We start from the raw sequence: 18,517 nt of genomic DNA, 5'->3' as shown, positions 1-18,517 counted from the left end.
GCTACGCAAGGCTTTCCATTCCGCCCATCCGGGCGGGCGCTTTGTTCAACTGTCTGACTTCCAGCTTCGAGCCTACCCCATGAGCATCCGTCTTTCCGATCGCGTTCAAGCCATCAAGCCCTCCCCGACACTCGCCGTCACCGCACGCGCCGCCGCCATGAAGGCCGCCGGCAAGGACATCGTCGGCCTAGGCGCCGGCGAGCCGGACTTCGACACGCCGGAGCACATCAAGGAAGCGGCGATCAAGGCCATACGCGACGGCTTCACCAAATACACCGCGGTCGACGGCACGGCGGGCCTCAAGAAGGCCATCGCCGCCAAGTTCAGCCGCGAAAACGCGCTCGAATACCCGACGAACCAGATCCTCGTGTCGTGCGGCGGCAAGCAGAGCTTCTACAACCTCGCGCAAGCGCTGCTGAACCCCGGCGACGAAGTGGTCATCCCGGCACCCTACTGGGTATCTTACCCCGACATGGTCATGCTGGCAGGCGCCACGCCGGTGATCGTCACGGCCGGACAGGAGCAACAATTCAAGATCACCGCGAACCAGCTTGAGAGTGCGCTGACCCCGCGCACCCGCCTGTTCGTGATCAACAGCCCGTCGAATCCGACCGGCATGAACTACAGCGAGAGCGAACTGAAGGCCCTGGCCGACGTCCTGCTTCGCCATCCGCAGGTGGTCATCGCAACCGACGACATGTACGAGCACATCCTGTGGAGTCGCGGCCCATTCAAGAACATCCTGAATGTCTGCCCGGCGCTGGCCGACAGGACCATGGTCCTGAATGGCGTGTCCAAGGCCTATTCGATGACCGGCTGGCGCATCGGCTATGCGGCTGGACCGAAGCCCCTGATCGAGGCGATGACGAATATCCAGTCGCAGAGCACATCGAACCCGACATCGATCTCACAGGTCGCGGCCGAAGCCGCGCTGAACGGCGACCAAAGCTTTATAGAAACCATGGTGTCGGCCTTCAAACTGCGCCACGACTTCGTCGTCAGCTCGCTGAACCAGATCCCGGGCGTCGACTGCCTGGGGACCGACGGCACCTTCTACGTGCTGCCGAGTTTCCAGGGCGTCATCGACCGGATGCCGGCGATTGCCGATGATCTCCAGTTGGCGGAGTACCTGATCGAGCAGGCCGGCGTGGCAGCCGTGCCGGGCTCGGCCTTTGGCGCCCCGGGACACATGCGCCTGTCCATCGCAACCAGCATGGGGAATCTCGAAAAGGCCGTCGACCGGCTCCGGACGGCACTGGCGTGAAACCTTGCCCCATCGGATAGCGAACCACCGGACCTAATCCACGCGCATGCGAGTCGCCCTGCAGACACTCGGCTGTCGCGTCAACGAAGCGGAAATCGAGCGGTGGTCCCGAGAGTTTCGCGCGGCGGGACATCAGGTCGTGCCGCCATCCGAGGATCCCGAACTGGTCGTTCTGAACTCCTGCGCCGTCACCCAGGAAGCGGTGCGCAAGTCACGCAGCCTGCTGCGCCGGATCCACCGCGAGCACCCTGCAGCCAAGCTCGTCCTGAGCGGGTGCTACGCGACGCTGAGCCCGTCGGCAGCGGCGGCCCTGGGTGTCGATCTCGTGGTCGCCAATAGCGAGAAGGATCGGCTGCTGGAGCGGGTAGAGCAGGAGTTGGCCGTCGCCACGATGCCGGCCATGGCTGCCGATCCGGACCAGGGTTCGCTGCTCTTGCCGGTCAACCGCCACCGCGCCTTCGTCAAGGTGCAGGACGGCTGCCGCTACCGCTGCACCTTTTGCATCGTCACGGTCGCGCGCGGCGCGGAACGCAGCCGGCCACCCGCTGACGTGGTCGACGAGATCAATACGCTGCACGCAAGCGGAGTGGAGGAGGTCGTACTGACGGGAGTCCATCTCGGTGGCTACGGCAGCGACCTCGGTCAAGGTTTGGACCAACTCGTGCGCACGGTGCTGGACCGGACTGCGATCCCGCGCCTTCGCTTCGGCTCGATCGAGCCCTGGGATTTGCCCGAGGGCTTCCTTGAATTGTGGCGCAGCCCACGACTGATGCCGCACCTGCACCTGCCACTGCAGAGCGGCTGCGACGCGACGCTGCGTCGCATGGCTCGCCGCTGCAAAACCAGGGACTACCGGCAGCTTGTCGACCAGGCGCGCGAGGCCATTCCGGCGCTCAACATCACGACCGACGTCATCGTGGGCTTTCCCGGCGAAACCGATCAGGAATGGCAGGCAAGCCTGGCCTTCATTCGCGACTGCGGCTTCGGCCACGTGCACATCTTCCCCTACTCGCCGCGCGAGGGCACCAAGGCTGCCGAGTTGCCCGGCGCCGTCCCCACGGAAACGCAGAAGGCACGGGCCCTGAGCCTGCGCGAGGCGGCGATGGAGGCGCGCCGTGCCTTTCAGGCAAGCTGCGTCGGGCAGTGCGTGGAGGTGTTGATCGAGGGTGACCTCAAGACGGCGGGCGCCGATGAAATCCGGAGCCTGTCTGGTTATTCGCCGAACTACCTGCGGGTGGGAGTCGAAACATTTCCACCGCCGACAGCCGGGAGCCGGATCATGACCGTGGAGATCACCGGCACCGATCCACAGCGGGACACACTCCTCGGACGCAGCATTCCGGCATCCGATCAGCGATCACCCTTGGCCTGATGTCGGGCGCGTACGCGCGCCGCGAACGGGAACGAAAACCCCACCCGTTCCCACCACCCGTTTTGTGCACTCAACCGGCAGGCTGACCGAAAATTCGAGCTCGCGCCGCGCCGTCGAGCGCCTTCAGCAAGTCGTCGACGAAGCGTTGCTCAATTTCGAAGGCACTGTCGTTGTCGTTGTCGATACTCGAAACTCGCACCAAAAAGCCGTCCGGCACGACTCCGGACAGCGCAAAGTGCAGCCGGACCAGCTTCGCGTCCCAGCCGGACTGGACCAGCCGCCCACCAATGACCATCCAGTACGTCACGGGCTCGTTGCGGAGAGACTTGCGGGCAACGAAGCGCATGACCGGCAGATCCCCGGCCAGGGTCTTCAGCGTCGCCTTGAACGGCTCGACAACTGCGAAGCCCTGAGCCCGATAACAGACCTTGGGTTCATGCAGACGCAGGCTATCGCTTTGGGCCGCGCCGTAAGCGATCGACAGCATCACCTGCCGGCCGTCGGACGCGACGTAAGAGCGCGCGATCGTTTGCGAATAAATCCGCTCCAACTCGGCCTGCGCGTTGGGCTCGGGCACGACCGGCAAAATGCTGGGATCCTCGCGCCAGTCGCCGAAGGCCGCAGGAATGGTGGCGGCCAGATCGATCGCGTTGACGGCCGGGATTGCTCTCGGTCGCAGCGCCGACGCGGCCGCGACGCTGGCGATCATCAGCAGCGCGACGACTACGGCCCTGGCGCGCGGACCCGAAATCATGCCCTGTGGCCGAGGTTGAAACCCAAGCGCCGCGCCACCGGCATCAGCACACCGTCCAGGGCCATCACCAAGCTCAACGCAACGGCGAACAACAACAGACCGGCAAAGGAATGCACGAAACCCTGCCCGGCCTCGTCGCCAAAGTGATAAGTCACGAGGACCAGCACGACCACACGGACCACGTTGGCGGCAATCGCGATCGGCACGGCGCAGGCTAGCAGCATCAAGTTGTAGGACAGACTGCGGTAACGCATCAGGTACAGGTAAAGCGCCGTCAGCGCTACCAGCGTAAAGATGGAATTCAAACCGGAGCAGGCATCGGCCACGAGCAACTCGTAGGGTCCGACGCTGAGGATCACTCCGCTGCGCGCAATCGGATATCCAACGGCGTAGAGCAGATTCTCCGCGATCACCGAGACCAATTGCTTCAACGGGCCGGTCAGTCCGCTGATGACAAAGTCCGGGAGCGGAATCAGGAATAGGAGAAAGAAGACAGGGAACCAGACCGGACGCAACGACGGCCAGCCACGGATCGCCAGTATCGCGCCGGGAAACACCAGCAACTGCGACCCCAGGCTCAGCATGTAGATGTCCTGCGAGCGGCCGAGGGCATAGAACATCAGACCGACAACGAGCGCCACCCAGCCAATCACACGTCCGGCAGGGTCATCAGCTGGGGCCGAGGAGAAATCACGCCGGCGCTGCCATGCCAACCACAGGCAAACGGCAAGAATGATCGGGCCGTGAAAATCGTCCTCTATTGGCCACACGTCCTGGGCGAGGCCGATGTAAACCGGTAGGTAGAGTGCCGCGACGCACAAAAAAACCAGCAGGTAGGGCCAGGACGGGCTGTCCAGCCAGCGCCGTTGCTCCATTGAAGCGCTCATGTCACCACGTGCAGGACTACCCGCGGGAAAACACCCGATCAAGCGTCGATCAGCACGGACCCGAGCACGTTGACCCCCACCTGGCGCAGCGTTTCAGCGACGTTGCCAACGCCCGACAAACTGGTCTTGCCCTTCTTGGCGATGACCAGAGCCGCTCCGGCCGCCGCTGCGACGATATGCACGTCGGCGATGCCCTCGGCCTCCGGAGTGTCGAGTATGATCACATCGTAATCTTCACGCAGTTCGTTGATGCGCTTGTTGAAGGCGCCGCGGGCCAGCAGTTCCTGAGGATTGGGGGGCTTGGGACCGGCCGGCAGGACCCACAGGTCGACCAGATCAGGTATGTGGCGGATAGCGTCGTTCCATGAAGCGCGCCCCGATAACACCGAGGACAATCCGACCGACGGATCGAGTTGAAAGAGGTCATGCTGGCGCGGATGACGCATGTCCGCGTCGATCAACAGGGTTTTCTCGCCTACTTGGCAAAAGACAATCGCCAGATTCGCAGCGAGCACGCTCCGTCCCTCACCGCGCGCGGGACTGACGATGACCAGCGCCCGGTGACCCGGCTCGCCGGTGAACCACCGCAGCATGATGTGGCTGCGAAGTGCGCGCAAGGCTTCGGCTCGCTGGCCGTACGGTTCGAAGGCCGCGACCAGTTCGGGTGACAATAAGCTGGATTCGCGCGCGAGATAGGGGTAATTGAATTGCCTCGCCAGCGCGTACTGGATATCTTCGGGCGTCAGCACCCCGATCGCGATGCCGGCCTCGCCGAATTCGAGCCCCTGGTCCTCCTGAACGTCCCGAATGCGGTCGAGATCCTCGGGCGAAAGACGGCCCGTCTCGATCAGGATCGCACCCAGCGACAGGTTGTATCCGGGTTCGCCCACGTCGTCGGCCGACGGAAGATTCATCGTCCTTTCTTTGGTCATCGGTCCAGGCCTGAGTTATGAGAGATACGTGACGAGCCCCGCTAGAATACCAGAAATGCCCGAGTCACTGGACTTCGGGGCACTGACCGATTGACCGGAAGGGTTCGTCTTTTGCAACCGCTGCACGGCCGCCGGCGACGTTACAGGACCCGCGTATCGCCAACCTCGCGATGCCTGACCAGCACATCCCAGGCGCTGGATTCGAAGCGGCGGGCCAGCGTTTCGGCAACGTAGACGGAACGGTGCTGCCCCCCCGTACAGCCGATGGCGATCGTCAGATAACTCCGGTTCTCTGCCTGGAAACGGGGTATCCACCGGCTCAGAAACCCCGTCAGATCGTCGAGATACCCGCTCACATCGCTGCTGTTCGATAGAAACTCGGCCACGGCAACATCCTTGCCTGTCATGGCGCGCAACGTGGGCTCCCAGTAAGGATTGGGCAGGCAGCGCACGTCGAACAGGAAGTCCGCGTCGAGCGGTACGCCATGTTTGAAACCAAAAGACAGGAAATAGAGTGACATGAGCGGCTTCCGGTCGGTATCGAAGCGCGCCCGCACCAGTTCCCGCAATTGCCGTACGTTCGTGTGCGTCGTGTCGATCACGACATCCGCACGACAGGACACCGGCTCGAGCAATTCCCGCTCGAACACGATCGCCTCCCCGAGAGGCAGTCCCGACCCCGTCAGCGGATGCTTGCGCCGCGTTTCGCTGAAGCGCTTCAGCAAGGCGCCGTCCTCCGCCTTGAGAAATAAAACCCGTGCATCGATGCCGAGCTGTCTGGCCAGTTCCAGACTGCCCGGAAACTGGTCAAGGCTGACCTGCTGACTGCGGGCATCGATACTGATCGCCGTGCGCCGAAAGGCGTCTTGTGAAGATGCCACCGCCTGCGTAAGGAAGGACTCCAGCAACGTGACGGGCAGATTGTCGATGCAGTAGAAGCCACAGTCCTCCAGCGTTTCCAGCGCAACGCTCTTGCCGGAACCGGAGAGTCCGCTGACAACCACCAGCTTCATGTCGTCCCCCCGTGTGTAGGTCGCGCAGTCCGCCACGGCACCACCTGAGCGGCCGACTGTACCGTTATTCGAAGCGGTCTTCGAATCAGCCCCGATTGACCAGCTGAGTCTTTTCCTTATGGCGCAGCACCTGACGATCCAGCTTGTCGATCAAACCATCGATAGCCGCATAGAGGTCCTCCTGCACATCCTCGGCATGGATCTTCGCACCGTTGAGTTGCACGGTTGCTTCGGCTTTCTGCTCCAGCTTCTCGACGGTCAGAACGACATGCACGTCGATCACGTGATCGAAATGACGCTCGATGCGGCTGAGCTTTTCGGACACGTAAGTGCGCAACGCATCGGTAAGATTCACGTGGTGGCCGGTAATACTGATTTGCATGGCTGTCTTCCTTAAGGTGTCGTGGAGTTGGCAGGCATTCAGATCACCTGCCTGCGCTCGTTGGAAGGCGGTATGGCCAGCGCCTCCCGGTACTTGGCGATCGTGCGGCGTGCCACGTTGATACCCTTTTGCTTGAAGATATCCGCTATGGCGTGATCGCTCAGGGGCTTTTCGGGATTCTCGGCATCGACGATGGCGCGCAGGTGCGCCTTTATTGCCGTCGCCGAACACTCGCCGCCAGCATTCGTCGACACGTGGCTGGAGAAAAAATACTTGAACTCGAATATGCCGTTGGCGGTGTGCATGTACTTCTGTGTGGTAACCCGCGAGATCGTCGACTCGTGCATACCCACCTCCTCGGCTACATCCCGCAGTACCAACGGCTTCATGGCCATGGGTCCCTGCTCGAGAAAATCCTTCTGGTGCTCGACGATGGAGCGCGCGACCTTCAGCAAGGTTTCATTGCGACTGTGCAGACTCTTGATGAACCAGCGTGCCTCCTGCAGGTGATTTTTCATGGCGACATTGTCGGCGCTGCTGTCGGCCCGGCGCACCATGCCCGAGTAGAACGGGTTGATGCGCAGCTTCGGCGCGATATCCGGGTTCAGGTTCACCACCCATTGCGATCCGATCTTCGACACGAATACGTCGGGAACGACATACTGCGATTCCCCGGTCTGCACCAGACGCCCCGGTTTGGGCTCCAGCGTACGGATCAGCGCGACGATTTCCGCCAGCTGGGCATCGTTAACGTCCAGAACGCGCTTCAGGCGCGCCAGATCCTTTTTGCCGAGCACCTCGAGATAGTGCTGGACCAACTCCAAGGCCTTTTTGCGATGCGGTGTGGCCTCGGGCAGCTGACGGAGCTGGATGGCGAGGCAATCGGCCAGATCCGCTGCGGCCACACCCGCCGGGTCGAGATTCTGAACCAGATGCAATACCGCGGTGACTTCCTCCGGGTCCAGTCCGTCCAACTGCATCTGCAACGATTGAACGATGTCGTTGATCGGGCTGCTCAGGTAACCCTCATCGTTGACCGCATCGACGATGGCAAGGCCGATAGCATGGTCTCGCTCGCTCAACGGCAGCATGTCGAGTTGCCAGCCCAGATGATCCCGCAAGCTCTGTGGTTGAGCCCGCTGGAAGACGAAATCGTCGCCATCGCTGTCGGGGAGCGAGTTGGAGTAGGACTGCAGTCCTTCATAGACCTCATCCCAGGAGGAGTCGATCGGCAACTCCTGAGGAATGTCGGAGGCTTTGTCGAGGTCAGGCAGCTCCTGAAAATCCGTCGTGGCCGACTCCACGGGAACGGTGTCGGACGACTCCGGGAACGCACCGTCATCCTCTGCCGCCTCGAGCATCATGTTGGAGTCCAGAGCCTGCTGTATCTCCTGATGCAGTTCGAGGGTCGACAACTGCAGCAGCTTGATGGCCTGTTGCAGCTGGGGCGTCATCGCCAGCTGCTGGCCCAGACGGAGTTGGAGGCTTTGTTTCATTGGGCAATCGAATCGCGCTGAGCGAAAAAGTCTACTGCTGGACGACCTTGCCCGAGGCTCTCGGCGCGTCGCCGGATCGGGCGATGACATCGCCTCGCCCCACCTGAGCACCACCCGTCAAAGTTCGCCGTCATGCCACAGTGCCTACATTGAGAAATTTTCACCCAGATACACCTGGCGCACTTCGGGATTAGCGACAATCTGCTCGCTGTCCCCCTCAGCGATCACACGGCCACCGGCCAGGATATAGGCACGGTCGCAAATTCCGAGGGTCTCCCGCACATTGTGCTCGGTGATCAGAATCCCGATACCCCGATCCTTCAGGTGATTGATGATTTTCTGGATGTCGATGATCGAGATGGGGTCGACACCGGCAAAGGGCTCGTCGAGCAACATGAAGCGCGGCTCGCACGCCAAGGCGCGAGCGATCTCCACACGTCGCCGCTCGCCGCCGGAGAGTCCCATCGCCTTCTGCGCATGAAGGTGTCCGATGGCGAATTCCTCGAGCAATTCTTCGATGATCAGTTCTCGCTGGCCATTCGTCAGTTCGTCGCGCAATTCGAGCACCGCACGCAGATTCTGGCGGACGGTCAGCCGCCGAAAAATCGACGGTTCCTGCGGCAGATAACCAATGCCGAGCCGGGCTCTGGCGTGCATCGGCAGGTGAGTCACGTTTGCCTCATCGATCGCGATGCCGCCGCTGTCCGGCCGGATCAGGCCGACGATCATGTAGAAGCTGGTGGTCTTGCCGGCGCCGTTCGGACCCAGCAGGCCGACAATCTCCCCGGACTGTATGGAGAGGCTGACGCCGTCCACCACCTTCCGTTTATGGTAATCCTTGCACAGATTGACGGCGGACAGTACGGTCATCGGTCATTCACGCTATTTGTCTTTCGGCTGCAGCGTCACATGGACGCGCTTGCTCGCGGATGCGGGGCTGCCCGCTTTAGCGACGCCCTTCGCACTGTCGTACTCGATCCGATCGCTCTCCGTCGTCATCGTGCCTTGGGTCACCACGGCCCGCTCGAGCAGGATCAGAATGCCGGTTTCCGGAAAGTATTCCATGCGCTGGGAGACCCCGTTCAGTTCCTCGCCGCCCCCCTCTGGCGTCTGTTTCAGGCGGACCGGACGGCCTACCGCGACGACCTTGTCAGTCTTTGAATCCTTCTGGTAGACGGTCATCTGATCGGAGTTCACGACCAGACTACCCTGCGTAGCCTGAACATCGCCGATGTAGACGGTCTCCCCGGTCGTCTCGTCGAACGTCGCCTGATTGGCCTCGATGAAGATAGGCTGGCTGGAGTCGCTGTCCAACGCCAGCGCCGGGGACATCCCCAGCGACCCTGCCCCCAGCATCAAACAAACACGACGCAAGACCCGAATCGTCAACATAAACTCAGCCTATTTTCTTTTACCGGTTTCTTTTACCGGCCTGCTGCGGCCGCACCTTGCGTCGCGGCCGCGTGTCGGGCGCGCGGACCACATCGTGCCTGCGCCGCACCGACGACAGCACCGTCACTTTGAAAGCCTTCCCGAAATGCGCCTGCATGCCCACGCCTGACAACTCGTCGGGGGGGCTTACGATCTGAACGAAATCGTCCGTTTCCCCATACTCCTCGTCGGGCAGGATCTTGACGTTGGAGGCTTCCGCCCGGACCGTGCGTCCATTGCGGTCGGCATCACGCAGAACCAGCACCGGCCCCTTGAGAAAGACCTCGCTGCCGCGAGACGACACGGTACCCTGTTCCCCGTGTACGACCCAGGGCGGCCCGTCTCCGGAGAACATCGTCAGCACCGGCTTTTCCAGCTCCGAATGGTCATCGTTGTCGTAATGCGTCAGCTTTTCGGCGTACAGGATATTCTTGGTCTTACCCGCTTCGTCGGCAATGGTGCGCAGCAGGTTTACCGCATAATAGTCGACCGTGCCCTTGGGCTTAGGTTCGATCGGCTCAGCGGGTGGCGCCAACCACTGGGCCAGCCAGCCCGTGCCGCCGACGATCAGCAGCAGCACTCCATACAGCAACACGCTCCGCGGCGACGCGGACGTCGGGAACTTCATGCGTAGCGCTCGACGACCCCAGGCAAAGTCCCTTGCGCATACATGACGAGATCACAAACCTCGCGCGCCGCCCCGTGCCCGCCGGCTTGCCGCGTCTGCCAGTGCGCGATGGCAAGCAGCGTGAAATGTGCATCGGCCACGGCAACGCCAAGCCCCACTCTCCGCATGACCGCCAGATCCAACAAGTCGTCGCCGACATAAGCCACCTGATCGAGGGACAGCGCCTGCTGTGCACAGAGAACCTGCAAGACCGGCAGCTTGTCCTCGATACCCTGAAAGACACGATCGATCCCGAGGTTTTCCATACGCCGCGACACCGACTCTGACTTGCGCCCGGAAATCACAGCAGTCTCGACCCCGGTCGATCGCAACAGCTTCAGGCCATGGCCATCCCGCGCATGGAAGGCCTTGTACTCCCTGCCCTGCTCGTCGAAAAAGAGTTTGCCATCGGTCAGGACCCCGTCGACATCGAAGACCACGAGCCGGACCTTCGCGGCCCGCGCCACCACGTCGGCAGCGACATCAAGCGCGATGGGTGGCAGAGGTGGAGGAAGGCTGTGCATAGAAGCAGGCTCGGCAAAGGCGTTCTATCGGCTCACAGGTATCTACATCACTCCGGCGCGCAGCAGGTCATGCATGTTCAAGGCTCCCAGCAGGCGGTGCTCCGAATCAACGATCAGCAAGGCATTGATAGACAGCTCTTGCATCAGGCGCAAGGCTTCCGCCGCAAGCACATCGGGGCCCAGCGTCCGGCAACCCCGGGTCATGACGTCGGCGATCGGCGTGGCATGGATGTCATGGGCCTTTTCAAACAGGCGACGCAAATCGCCATCCGTGAAAATGCCGCAAACCCGGGCTTCGGCATCGGCTACCGCCGTCATGCCCAGTTTCTTGGCAGTCATTTCCAACACGGCGTCGCTGACCGCAACAGTCGGTGGAACCACCGGGATCTCATTGCCCTGATGCATGACGTCGCGAACCCGTAGCAGCAGGCGCCGGCCAAGGCTGCCGCCGGGGTGGGACAAGGCGAAGTCTTCCTGCGTGAACCCGCGCGCTTCGAGCAGCGCTACCGCCAAGGCATCGCCGATTACCAGTGCCGCGGTCGAACTCGAGGTTGGCGCCAAACCGAGCGGGCAGGCCTCGACCCTAACGCTCGCGTCGATGTGGGCATCTGCCTCCCGGGCCAGCGTGGACCCTGGGTTGCCGGTAATGGCCACCAGAGGGACGCCCAAACGCTTGATCAAAGGAAGGATAGTCAGTAACTCTTCGGTGCAGCCCGAATTCGATAGCGCCAGCACGACATCCGCGGCGGTGATCATGCCCAGATCCCCATGGCAGGCTTCGCCAGGATGAACGAAGAAGGCGGGACTGCCCGTGCTGGCGAGGGTCGCCGCAATCTTTCCGCCCACATGCCCTGATTTTCCCATGCCGGTCACTACGATGCGTCCGGCACACTCCATCAAAAGGCGGCAGGCATGAGCGAATTGCCTATCGATACGCGCCTCAAGCGCCGCTACCGCTTCGGCCTCAATCGCAATCACCCGCCGCCCCATGGCAAGGAAGGTGTCGTCAGCGGATGACTTGATTGCAGCCAAAGTGGCAGCCGATGGTTTGCTCATTTCAATAATTATGCCATGAACATTCCCGGCTGTACCCGTCACACTGATCCGGAAGTGCCTCAGAGGTATTGATGAACTCGTCGGAACGGCATCGAGGAGGCCTCGGGGGCCACGAGGAGGAGCGTCGTGCTGGACGCGGATCCAAGGCCCTGGTAATAAGCGAACGAGGGGGAAGTTTGACAAATCATATCTGTTGCTTATCATGGGATCGCGGAGGCTTTTCCGCCAACCGAAGGAGGCCCGCGTGGCTTTGTCAACTAAAAAGTTAAAGTTCCTGTTTTTATTTATTTTTTTTGGTGCTCAGGCAATAAGCTCCATGGCTTCGGCGCATCAGACGGCGGTAGGCACGGCGTCGTTCTACGCAGAACGCTTCCACGGCCGGAAGACTGCCAGCGGCGAACGCTATAACATGCACGACCTCACCGCCGCGACCGTGCACTCGCGCTATCCGTTGGGTTCCATTCTGCGGGTGACGAATCTTGGCAACGACCGTAGCGTCGAGGTACGCGTAAACGATCGAGGGCCGTTGCCGCGCGGACGCGTGCTCGACCTGTCCAAGCGCGCCGCCACGGAGCTTGGCTTCTTGCACGCCGGCCTGGCCCGTGTGAAGGTGGAAGTCCTGCGTTGGGGCAGATCGGAATCTGGAAACGAACCGTCCTGAGAGGATAGACGGAACCTCTAACATCGGAAAACCTTGGAGCTGACCGAAGTTTTCGGCGATGTTACTCGACTAGCACGCTCCGCAACGGCAGCGTGCCGTTACCGTGACCTGAAGCGGATCGCCAGTAAGCGTCACCCCGCCCCATGAGGGCGACCCCGGAAGCGGACTGGCGATTCGCTCCCTCCTTAAAGGACGCCCCAGTACAACGGGACGCCCCGGCACAAAGACGGCGCAGGTTCCAAAAACGGCGCTTGCAATTATCGCCGCCCCAGAGAACCTAAAGAGTTGGCGCGCCCGGAGGGACTCGAACCCCCGACCACCTGGTTCGAAGCCAGATACTCTATCCAACTGAGCTACAGGCGCTTCTGGGACGCTATTCTACGGAGACCGACGGCGCGCGTCACCTGGGCGCGATTCCGTCTGGCGATTTCATACGAGCGGGAAGCCTCGCTGAACGCGGCTCGCGGGCACGCTTCACAATGACGAGAGCCTTGATTCCCTCCCCGGCCGTGAGTGGCATCCTTGGTCAGCCCCTGCAATGGAGGGCCCTGCCTGATCACCGCAAAGGCTAACTGACCAGCACCCGATTAGCGCTATCGCGGAGATCGAGGGTCCCTCGGAACAGCGTTTTTGGCTCGTTGATCCAGATCTTGCAGGCATAGACGGAACCGCCTCCGATGTTGCCGCTGACGAGACACGGCTTGTTGAGCCCTCGGGGCAGGTTGAAATGACCACAGTGCCCTTCCTGAGTGGGGAGAGCTACGTCTGTTCCCGACTGATCGAGGGTTCGGCGAGCACCAAAGGTGATACTCGTTCCGCTACCGTTGAACACTTAACAGCAAGCCTTGACCTCCGAGGGTCCACTATAGGATCCCCCGACCGCAAGCAGGGATGCCGCGGCCGACGGCATACTTCAGGCCAGCAGCATTGTGCCGAAAGTAAGGGATAGCATGTTCTTCATGGCACCCTCAGTTCAAAACTCTCTCGAGCTGTTGTCGGTCACTCTCTCGCCGGCCCTCTGTCGCCGCTGATGGGGCAGGTCGTTTAGCTGAACCATACCCCGTGCCCAGCGAACTCCCGATCACCGCGTCGCTACGGTCGAGTCGGCCGGACCTCAACACCCCACGACCGTCGCAGAATCGAGTCCATAGGCAGGACTGCCTAAGCCGAAACAAAGCTTGCCCCCGCCCGCGACTCGGCTGGTGTGATCACATGCCCGCTTGCCGGCCGCGTTAGGTGCTTGACAGCGAGTTCACGGCGAGATCCCCAACTATGAACCGCAACGGTAACGCTACCGTAAGTAGCACGACACATCCGCCGGATATCGTCGCGCCGCCGATACCCTCTCGGCCATCGCCCATGCGCGATGCAAACCCAAGCTGACTTTCTGTTAGGAAACACCATGAGTTTGATGCTACGACAAGTGATCACGTCCGCGCTGGCTCTGACTTCTAGCGCTGCTTTCGCGGCCGGCAACAGCCCAGACTTCGGCCTGCGCGTCCAGCGCATGCTCGGCAACGCCAGCCTGAATTACTTCGGCGTCGAAGCACCCCTGGCAAAATCTGCCGTCGATCCGAATGGGGAGGACACGCCTTCCCGAGATCCCGGCCAATCCGCACCCAGCCTGATCACCCTGGCCGATGGATTATCCGCCCGCTATCTGACGCGATCTGCAGCCGACAGCACCGACATGATGGCCTTCTGGCCCAGCGACAATGCCCCGACGCATATCATCAGTTGCGTCGAAGGCGGTCTCGAAACGCTGGAAAACGGTCTCAAGAATCCTTCCGTGCAACGCATTCGGCTGTCCGACGGCAAGGTCGACACCATTCTGCGCGGCATGGAGGGTTGCGACGGCATACGGCTGACGCCTTGGGGAAGCATCGTGGCCACGGAAGAAACCGATGACGGCGCGGCCTACGAGATCATTCGCCCCACGCTCATCAACGATTCGACGATCACCGATCGCACCACTGGAACCATCGTCAAGGCGGACGAGTCGGTAGAAACGCGTATCGCCAAACGCCCGGCTTTGGCGAAGCTCCGTTGGGAAGGTCTCCAGGTGTATCCGAACGGCGTCGTCTATTTCGGCGATGAATTGCGACCTGGCGACCTGGAGGATGCCAGCGGCAACAAGATCGCTGATTCCGACGGCGGCGCGATGTATAAGTTCGTACCCACTAACCCGCGCACCGGTGCAGAACGGATCAACGCCCTCAGCGATTCGCCCCTGGTTTCGGGAAACAACTATGCCATGCGCCTGTCCTGTCTCGAAAGCGGCGTACAGTACGGCCAGGGCTGTGAGGTCGGTAGAGGGAGTTGGGTTCCGGTTAGCGCCACCAATGCAGCCGTTGACGCCGCCAAGGCCGGGGCCACTGGCTATTACCGACCGGAAGATCTCCACGGCGATCCGCTTTACGTAGCGCGCAAGTCAATGCCCAACGCCGTTCGTTTTTGTTGGACCAATACCGGCCGCGCGGACAACGCCCATTACGGTGAGGTGATGTGTGCCGAAGATGTCGATTCCTCAGCCGCCGACTCGAAAGTCACGACTCAGCGCCTCCTGGAAGGAGACCGTCAACTGAATCAGCCAGACAACCTCGCATTCCAGCCTGTCACTGGCAACGTCTACGTTATCGAGGACAATCCCAATGGCGATGTATGGGCCTGCCTCAGGGACGGACGCGACCGGGACAACAAGAGCGATGGCTGCGTGCGCATTTTGTCGGTGGTCGATGCCTCGGCCGAACCGACCGGGTTCTTCTTCAGCACTGATGGCACCAAGGCCTACGTCTCGATACAACACTCGGCCGACGACAACATGCCGCAGGTAGACGGGTACGGCACTGACGACGTACTCGAAATCAGCGGATTCAAGATGACCTCACCCTAAGCTCGGGGAAGCTTAGGCCGCGGTGGCCGGGGACGCAACGAAGCGCGAGTCCCGGCCACCACCGCTAGGGAGGACGCTCCGGCGATCTTCGCCAAGGCCCGGAATGAACAATGGGGTCGAACCCTGGAGTCGTGACACTATTTCGACTTCCACGTGTAAATCGATGTGACGGCATAGTTCCAGACCGCACCGACCACGATGCCCGCAATGGCTGACAGCACCCAGAAGGCTCTCTCTTCTTGGAAGAGATAGGTCGCAATCCCGACGTTGGCCAGCGCTCCGATGCTGCAGGCCAGCACGAAGGTGAGCCAACCCCAGAGCCAACCCCAACCCGACAGGCGGCGGTCGCGGTACGTGAACACGTTGTTGACGATGAAGTTGAACGTCATCGCCACCAGGGTCGCCACACTTTGCCCCGACAGGAAGCTGCTTCCCGCCAGCTTGAACATCCAGGTCAACACGGCAAGATGCACGAATACGCCCAAGCCTCCGACCATCATGAACACGACGAAGCGCACGGGTATGAATCGCCCGAGCGTCTTGTCGAGAATCAGCATCAGATAGTCCCAAGCGACCTTGGAATCCAGCTTGCTCTCACCCGCGATCCGTTCCCGGAACTGATAGGGCAGTTCCCGGACGCGCAGACCTTGCGCCGAGGATGCGAGAATATCCAGCAGAATCTTGAAGCCAATGGCCGACAGGTGGCGCACGGCGGCATGCAGGACATTGCTACGCAGCGCGAAGAACCCGCTCATCGGGTCGCTAAGAGGCACCTTGACCGCAAAATGGGCCAGCCAGGTGGCAAACCGGCTCTTCCGGAGTCGGGAGGCGTTCCAGTTGCCAACGCCACCGCCAGCGACATAACGGCTGCCGACCACGACATCCACGTCGCCCGTACGCAGCGCACGCAGCATGTCGGGCAACAGGCTTTCGTCGTGCTGCAGGTCGGCGTCCATGACCGCGACGTAGGGTGCGGAACTGGCCAGCATACCCTCGACGCAAGCCGACGACAGTCCACGCCGCCCGACTCGCTGCAGACAGCGTACACGCCGGTCAACACGGCCGAGTTCCCTTACCGCATCAGCTGTCCCGTCGGGCGAATCGTCATCCACGAAGATCACTTCCCAGTGGATCCCGGCCAGCACGCGCCTGAGCCTCGCCACCAGTTCGGTGACGTTCGCCCTTTCCTTATAAGTCGGGACTACGATCGAGAACTCGGGCCCGTCTGCGGCGAGTTCAATGCGGCTGCCCTCGGCGCTCAGCCCGTCGCTATCCACCAGCATCAAGTGAAAAACTCCATCGGATAATCAGGTTGGTCATTGCATCGTCAAGACTGTCGACGCAACACGGAGCGACCAGGAGGGGAAGATCACAGGGCAGGCCCGAGGGACGCTTGGCGTCGGCGACTCACCGCAGCGCGTCAACCGTCCGCATCATCCATCGTGCCCCGCGCCCGGTGCGCGAGGCCGATGTCACCGGCTGTGACGGCAGCCCAGCCCGCGAACGTCAAAGATCATGCCGCAGAATGTCGGAGACCCGGCGACACAATTCACGGCCGTAATCGGTCCAGAGCCCCTGCCCCCAGTAACGGTAACAGCTTGTCTGGGCGGTCATCAGGTGAAACAGCGCATTGCGGAAGCGCGGATCGCTATTGGGGACACCGGGCTTGATCGCCCGTTCGTAGAACAGTGCGCTGGCCTCATCCATCGGACGCAGAACGTCCTCATATCCGCGCACCCACGAGATGTCGTTGGTCCAGCTGCCGCCCTCCATGTGGAAGTGCGGCACTTCCTGCTTCAACTCCTCGATTAGCGCGGCCATCTTCTCCGGACCCTCTCCGGGACTGAAGCGGTCCCAGATGGGTTTCTGGAGAATGGGTTGCAGCACCGGAAGATCGTCCGGTGTAACGCCGGCCGCATAGAGCAGTTCCAGATACTCGCTGACGTTCATCAACGGAGTCGGCGAACCGCTGGCCTCGCGCACGACCTCCATGTACTTCCCTGGAAATTCATTCATCATGACACCGCCGTTCTCCCCATCGGCGATCTGGGTCACCAGCGGGGGCAACTGCCGGCCAGCAAGCGCCTGTCGCTCAAGACTCTTGGCTTCGTAATACGGCTGCATCTGCGCCACTAGCTTGGTGTCGCTGCCCTGCGTCTTGATGATGGCGATGATACTCGCCGACTCCCCATGGGAATTCGTGCAGACCAGCCGATGAGGCAAATGCTTGAGGGATGGCCCTTGTCCCGTCTCGGGGTTCTCGACCGTGTGCTCCTGCACCAGCACCCACTGGTAGCCGCAATCGCGAAGCGTCTTCACGAACTCGTACGCAACGTCGGGGTGGTTCGGCAAAGCCATCTCCGAGGGCGAAAAGCCCCTCACCCGCGTCAGAGCCTCGAGCCCGAAGATCGCCGCGAAGTGGTGCTGCCAAGCGCGCACGTGCAAACGATAGTCCTGCGTCGGCGTCGAGGGCGCAACCGCATGACCCCACGGTGCACCCAACCATTCGACAGCGCGTTGATAACGCGGCTCGCATGTGACCACCCGCAAGGCATCGAACACGTCATGGAGGCCCATCTTGCGGAGACCGTGGAACAGCGTTCCGGAGTATTCCAGCATGACGCGGGGCTCCTTGCCCTCGTCCATCAGTTGCGGAACGATCTCGCCCATCCGCTTGTAGCACCAATGAAAACCGGGGGCGTTGTGGTTGTCACCTACCCCCTGGTTCTCCATCATGTACTGCAGGTTGCTGATCAGCTCGGCGGTCGCAAGATCCTGCCCGCCCGCCGGAATCAGGGGCTGATGCATGTGCAACGCGACCGCACAAGCGCTCTTGATGCTTTCGAGGGCAGGCGTGCCCGGCGTCTTGTAAATCCATTGGCGACCCTGCGCGAGAGCGTTCCCGATCTCGGCCTCGGAACCGCTGATATTGGGCAAACCGTCGACGTACTCACTGAGCATAAGTCGGAAACCTCATCCTATTGAATAAACTCTCAAGGGGGTCGGTATCCTCGCCCTGAAAGACGCCACGCACGGGTTCAAGAGGTCATGCACGAGAGCGGGCTCCTCGTCACTCCCAGCGTGCGAAGACCCTGCCGATCGGCATACTCAGGAACCCGGGCGACGCACGCGTCCCCTGCTTGCAAGATCCGGGAGCTTAGGCGCATGCCTCACCCGATAGCGGA

General features: G+C 61.6%; 17 protein-coding genes and 1 tRNA gene. 4 read left to right on the top strand and 14 right to left on the bottom strand.

The features are described 5' to 3' along the window. Positions 1-79 precede the first annotated feature (79 nt). Together ACW73L_RS00620 and mtaB are read left to right on the top strand one after the other, a co-directional pair. Complete coding sequence (locus ACW73L_RS00620) at positions 80-1,264, top strand: pyridoxal phosphate-dependent aminotransferase (RefSeq protein ID WP_498919374.1); 1,185 nt, start codon at positions 80-82, stop codon at positions 1,262-1,264. A 46-nt stretch (positions 1,265-1,310) separates the two neighbouring features. Then, the gene (mtaB, locus tag ACW73L_RS00615) at positions 1,311-2,636 is read left to right on the top strand and encodes a tRNA (N(6)-L-threonylcarbamoyladenosine(37)-C(2))-methylthiotransferase MtaB (protein ID WP_498919373.1); all 1,326 of its coding nucleotides are present in this window, start codon (positions 1,311-1,313) and stop codon (positions 2,634-2,636) included. A gap of 70 nt (positions 2,637-2,706) precedes the next feature. Here mtaB and epsI read toward each other — a convergent pair whose 3' ends face one another. From epsI to ACW73L_RS00560, 11 genes are all read right to left on the bottom strand, one after another. Next, positions 2,707-3,390, bottom strand: a complete 684-nt coding sequence (epsI, locus tag ACW73L_RS00610; RefSeq protein WP_498919372.1) for an exosortase-associated protein EpsI, B-type — start codon at positions 3,388-3,390, stop codon at positions 2,707-2,709. Beyond that, on the bottom strand, positions 3,387-4,277 hold the full coding sequence (gene xrtB / locus ACW73L_RS00605) for an exosortase B (protein WP_498919371.1): 891 nt from the start codon (positions 4,275-4,277) through the stop codon (positions 3,387-3,389). The genes epsI and xrtB overlap by 4 nt, the downstream gene beginning before the upstream one ends. Positions 4,278-4,315: 38 nt before the next feature. Next, on the bottom strand, positions 4,316-5,209 hold the full coding sequence (gene epsG / locus ACW73L_RS00600) for a chain length determinant protein tyrosine kinase EpsG (RefSeq protein ID WP_498919370.1): 894 nt from the start codon (positions 5,207-5,209) through the stop codon (positions 4,316-4,318). A gap of 140 nt (positions 5,210-5,349) precedes the next feature. After that, on the bottom strand, positions 5,350-6,222 hold the full coding sequence (gene rapZ / locus ACW73L_RS00595) for an RNase adapter RapZ (protein ID WP_498919369.1): 873 nt from the start codon (positions 6,220-6,222) through the stop codon (positions 5,350-5,352). Between the two features lie 85 nt (positions 6,223-6,307). Further along, the gene (hpf, locus tag ACW73L_RS00590) at positions 6,308-6,604 is read right to left on the bottom strand and encodes a ribosome hibernation-promoting factor, HPF/YfiA family (RefSeq protein ID WP_129882596.1); all 297 of its coding nucleotides are present in this window, start codon (positions 6,602-6,604) and stop codon (positions 6,308-6,310) included. A gap of 38 nt (positions 6,605-6,642) precedes the next feature. Next, positions 6,643-8,100, bottom strand: coding sequence for an RNA polymerase factor sigma-54 (locus ACW73L_RS00585; RefSeq protein WP_498919368.1), 1,458 nt, complete (start codon positions 8,098-8,100; stop codon positions 6,643-6,645). A 144-nt stretch (positions 8,101-8,244) separates the two neighbouring features. Next, complete coding sequence (gene lptB, locus ACW73L_RS00580; protein ID WP_129882598.1) at positions 8,245-8,970, bottom strand: LPS export ABC transporter ATP-binding protein; 726 nt, start codon at positions 8,968-8,970, stop codon at positions 8,245-8,247. 12 nt (positions 8,971-8,982) lie between these two features. Beyond that, positions 8,983-9,489 (bottom strand): lipopolysaccharide transport periplasmic protein LptA, encoded by a 507-nt coding sequence (lptA, locus tag ACW73L_RS00575; protein ID WP_498919366.1) that lies wholly within the window; start codon positions 9,487-9,489, stop codon positions 8,983-8,985. A gap of 22 nt (positions 9,490-9,511) precedes the next feature. After that, entirely contained in the window at positions 9,512-10,159 is a 648-nt protein-coding gene (gene lptC / locus ACW73L_RS00570; protein ID WP_498919365.1) for an LPS export ABC transporter periplasmic protein LptC, read from the bottom strand. Next, the gene (locus tag ACW73L_RS00565) at positions 10,156-10,722 is read right to left on the bottom strand and encodes a KdsC family phosphatase (protein WP_498919364.1); all 567 of its coding nucleotides are present in this window, start codon (positions 10,720-10,722) and stop codon (positions 10,156-10,158) included. Before ACW73L_RS00565 ends, lptC begins: the two co-directional genes overlap by 4 nt. Before the next feature lie 42 nt (positions 10,723-10,764). Beyond that, on the bottom strand, positions 10,765-11,778 hold the full coding sequence (locus tag ACW73L_RS00560) for a KpsF/GutQ family sugar-phosphate isomerase (RefSeq protein WP_498919363.1): 1,014 nt from the start codon (positions 11,776-11,778) through the stop codon (positions 10,765-10,767). Between the two features lie 244 nt (positions 11,779-12,022). On the opposite strand from ACW73L_RS00560, the gene ACW73L_RS00555 reads away from it, so the two are divergent. After that, positions 12,023-12,439 (top strand): septal ring lytic transglycosylase RlpA family protein, encoded by a 417-nt coding sequence (locus ACW73L_RS00555; protein ID WP_498919362.1) that lies wholly within the window; start codon positions 12,023-12,025, stop codon positions 12,437-12,439. A gap of 286 nt (positions 12,440-12,725) precedes the next feature. Here ACW73L_RS00555 and ACW73L_RS00550 read toward each other — a convergent pair. Continuing rightward, positions 12,726-12,802: transfer RNA gene (locus tag ACW73L_RS00550), tRNA-Arg, on the bottom strand. A 1,039-nt stretch (positions 12,803-13,841) separates the two neighbouring features. Here ACW73L_RS00550 and ACW73L_RS00545 point away from each other — a divergent pair. After that, positions 13,842-15,332 (top strand): alkaline phosphatase PhoX, encoded by a 1,491-nt coding sequence (locus tag ACW73L_RS00545; protein ID WP_498919361.1) that lies wholly within the window; start codon positions 13,842-13,844, stop codon positions 15,330-15,332. Between the two features lie 137 nt (positions 15,333-15,469). Here ACW73L_RS00545 and ACW73L_RS00540 read toward each other — a convergent pair whose 3' ends face one another. Both ACW73L_RS00540 and ACW73L_RS00535 read right to left on the bottom strand, forming a co-directional pair. Continuing rightward, positions 15,470-16,615 carry a glycosyltransferase family 2 protein gene (locus ACW73L_RS00540; protein ID WP_498919360.1) on the bottom strand — a complete coding sequence of 382 codons (1,146 nt, stop codon included), beginning with the start codon at positions 16,613-16,615 and terminating at the stop codon, positions 15,470-15,472. Between the two features lie 223 nt (positions 16,616-16,838). Further along, the gene (locus ACW73L_RS00535; RefSeq protein WP_498919359.1) at positions 16,839-18,293 is read right to left on the bottom strand and encodes a glycosyl hydrolase family 57; all 1,455 of its coding nucleotides are present in this window, start codon (positions 18,291-18,293) and stop codon (positions 16,839-16,841) included. Between the last annotated feature and the right edge of the window lie 224 nt (positions 18,294-18,517).

The sequence above is a fragment of the Methylolobus aquaticus genome, assembly GCF_054172105.1.
This window is presented reverse-complemented; position numbering and strand designations above follow the sequence as displayed.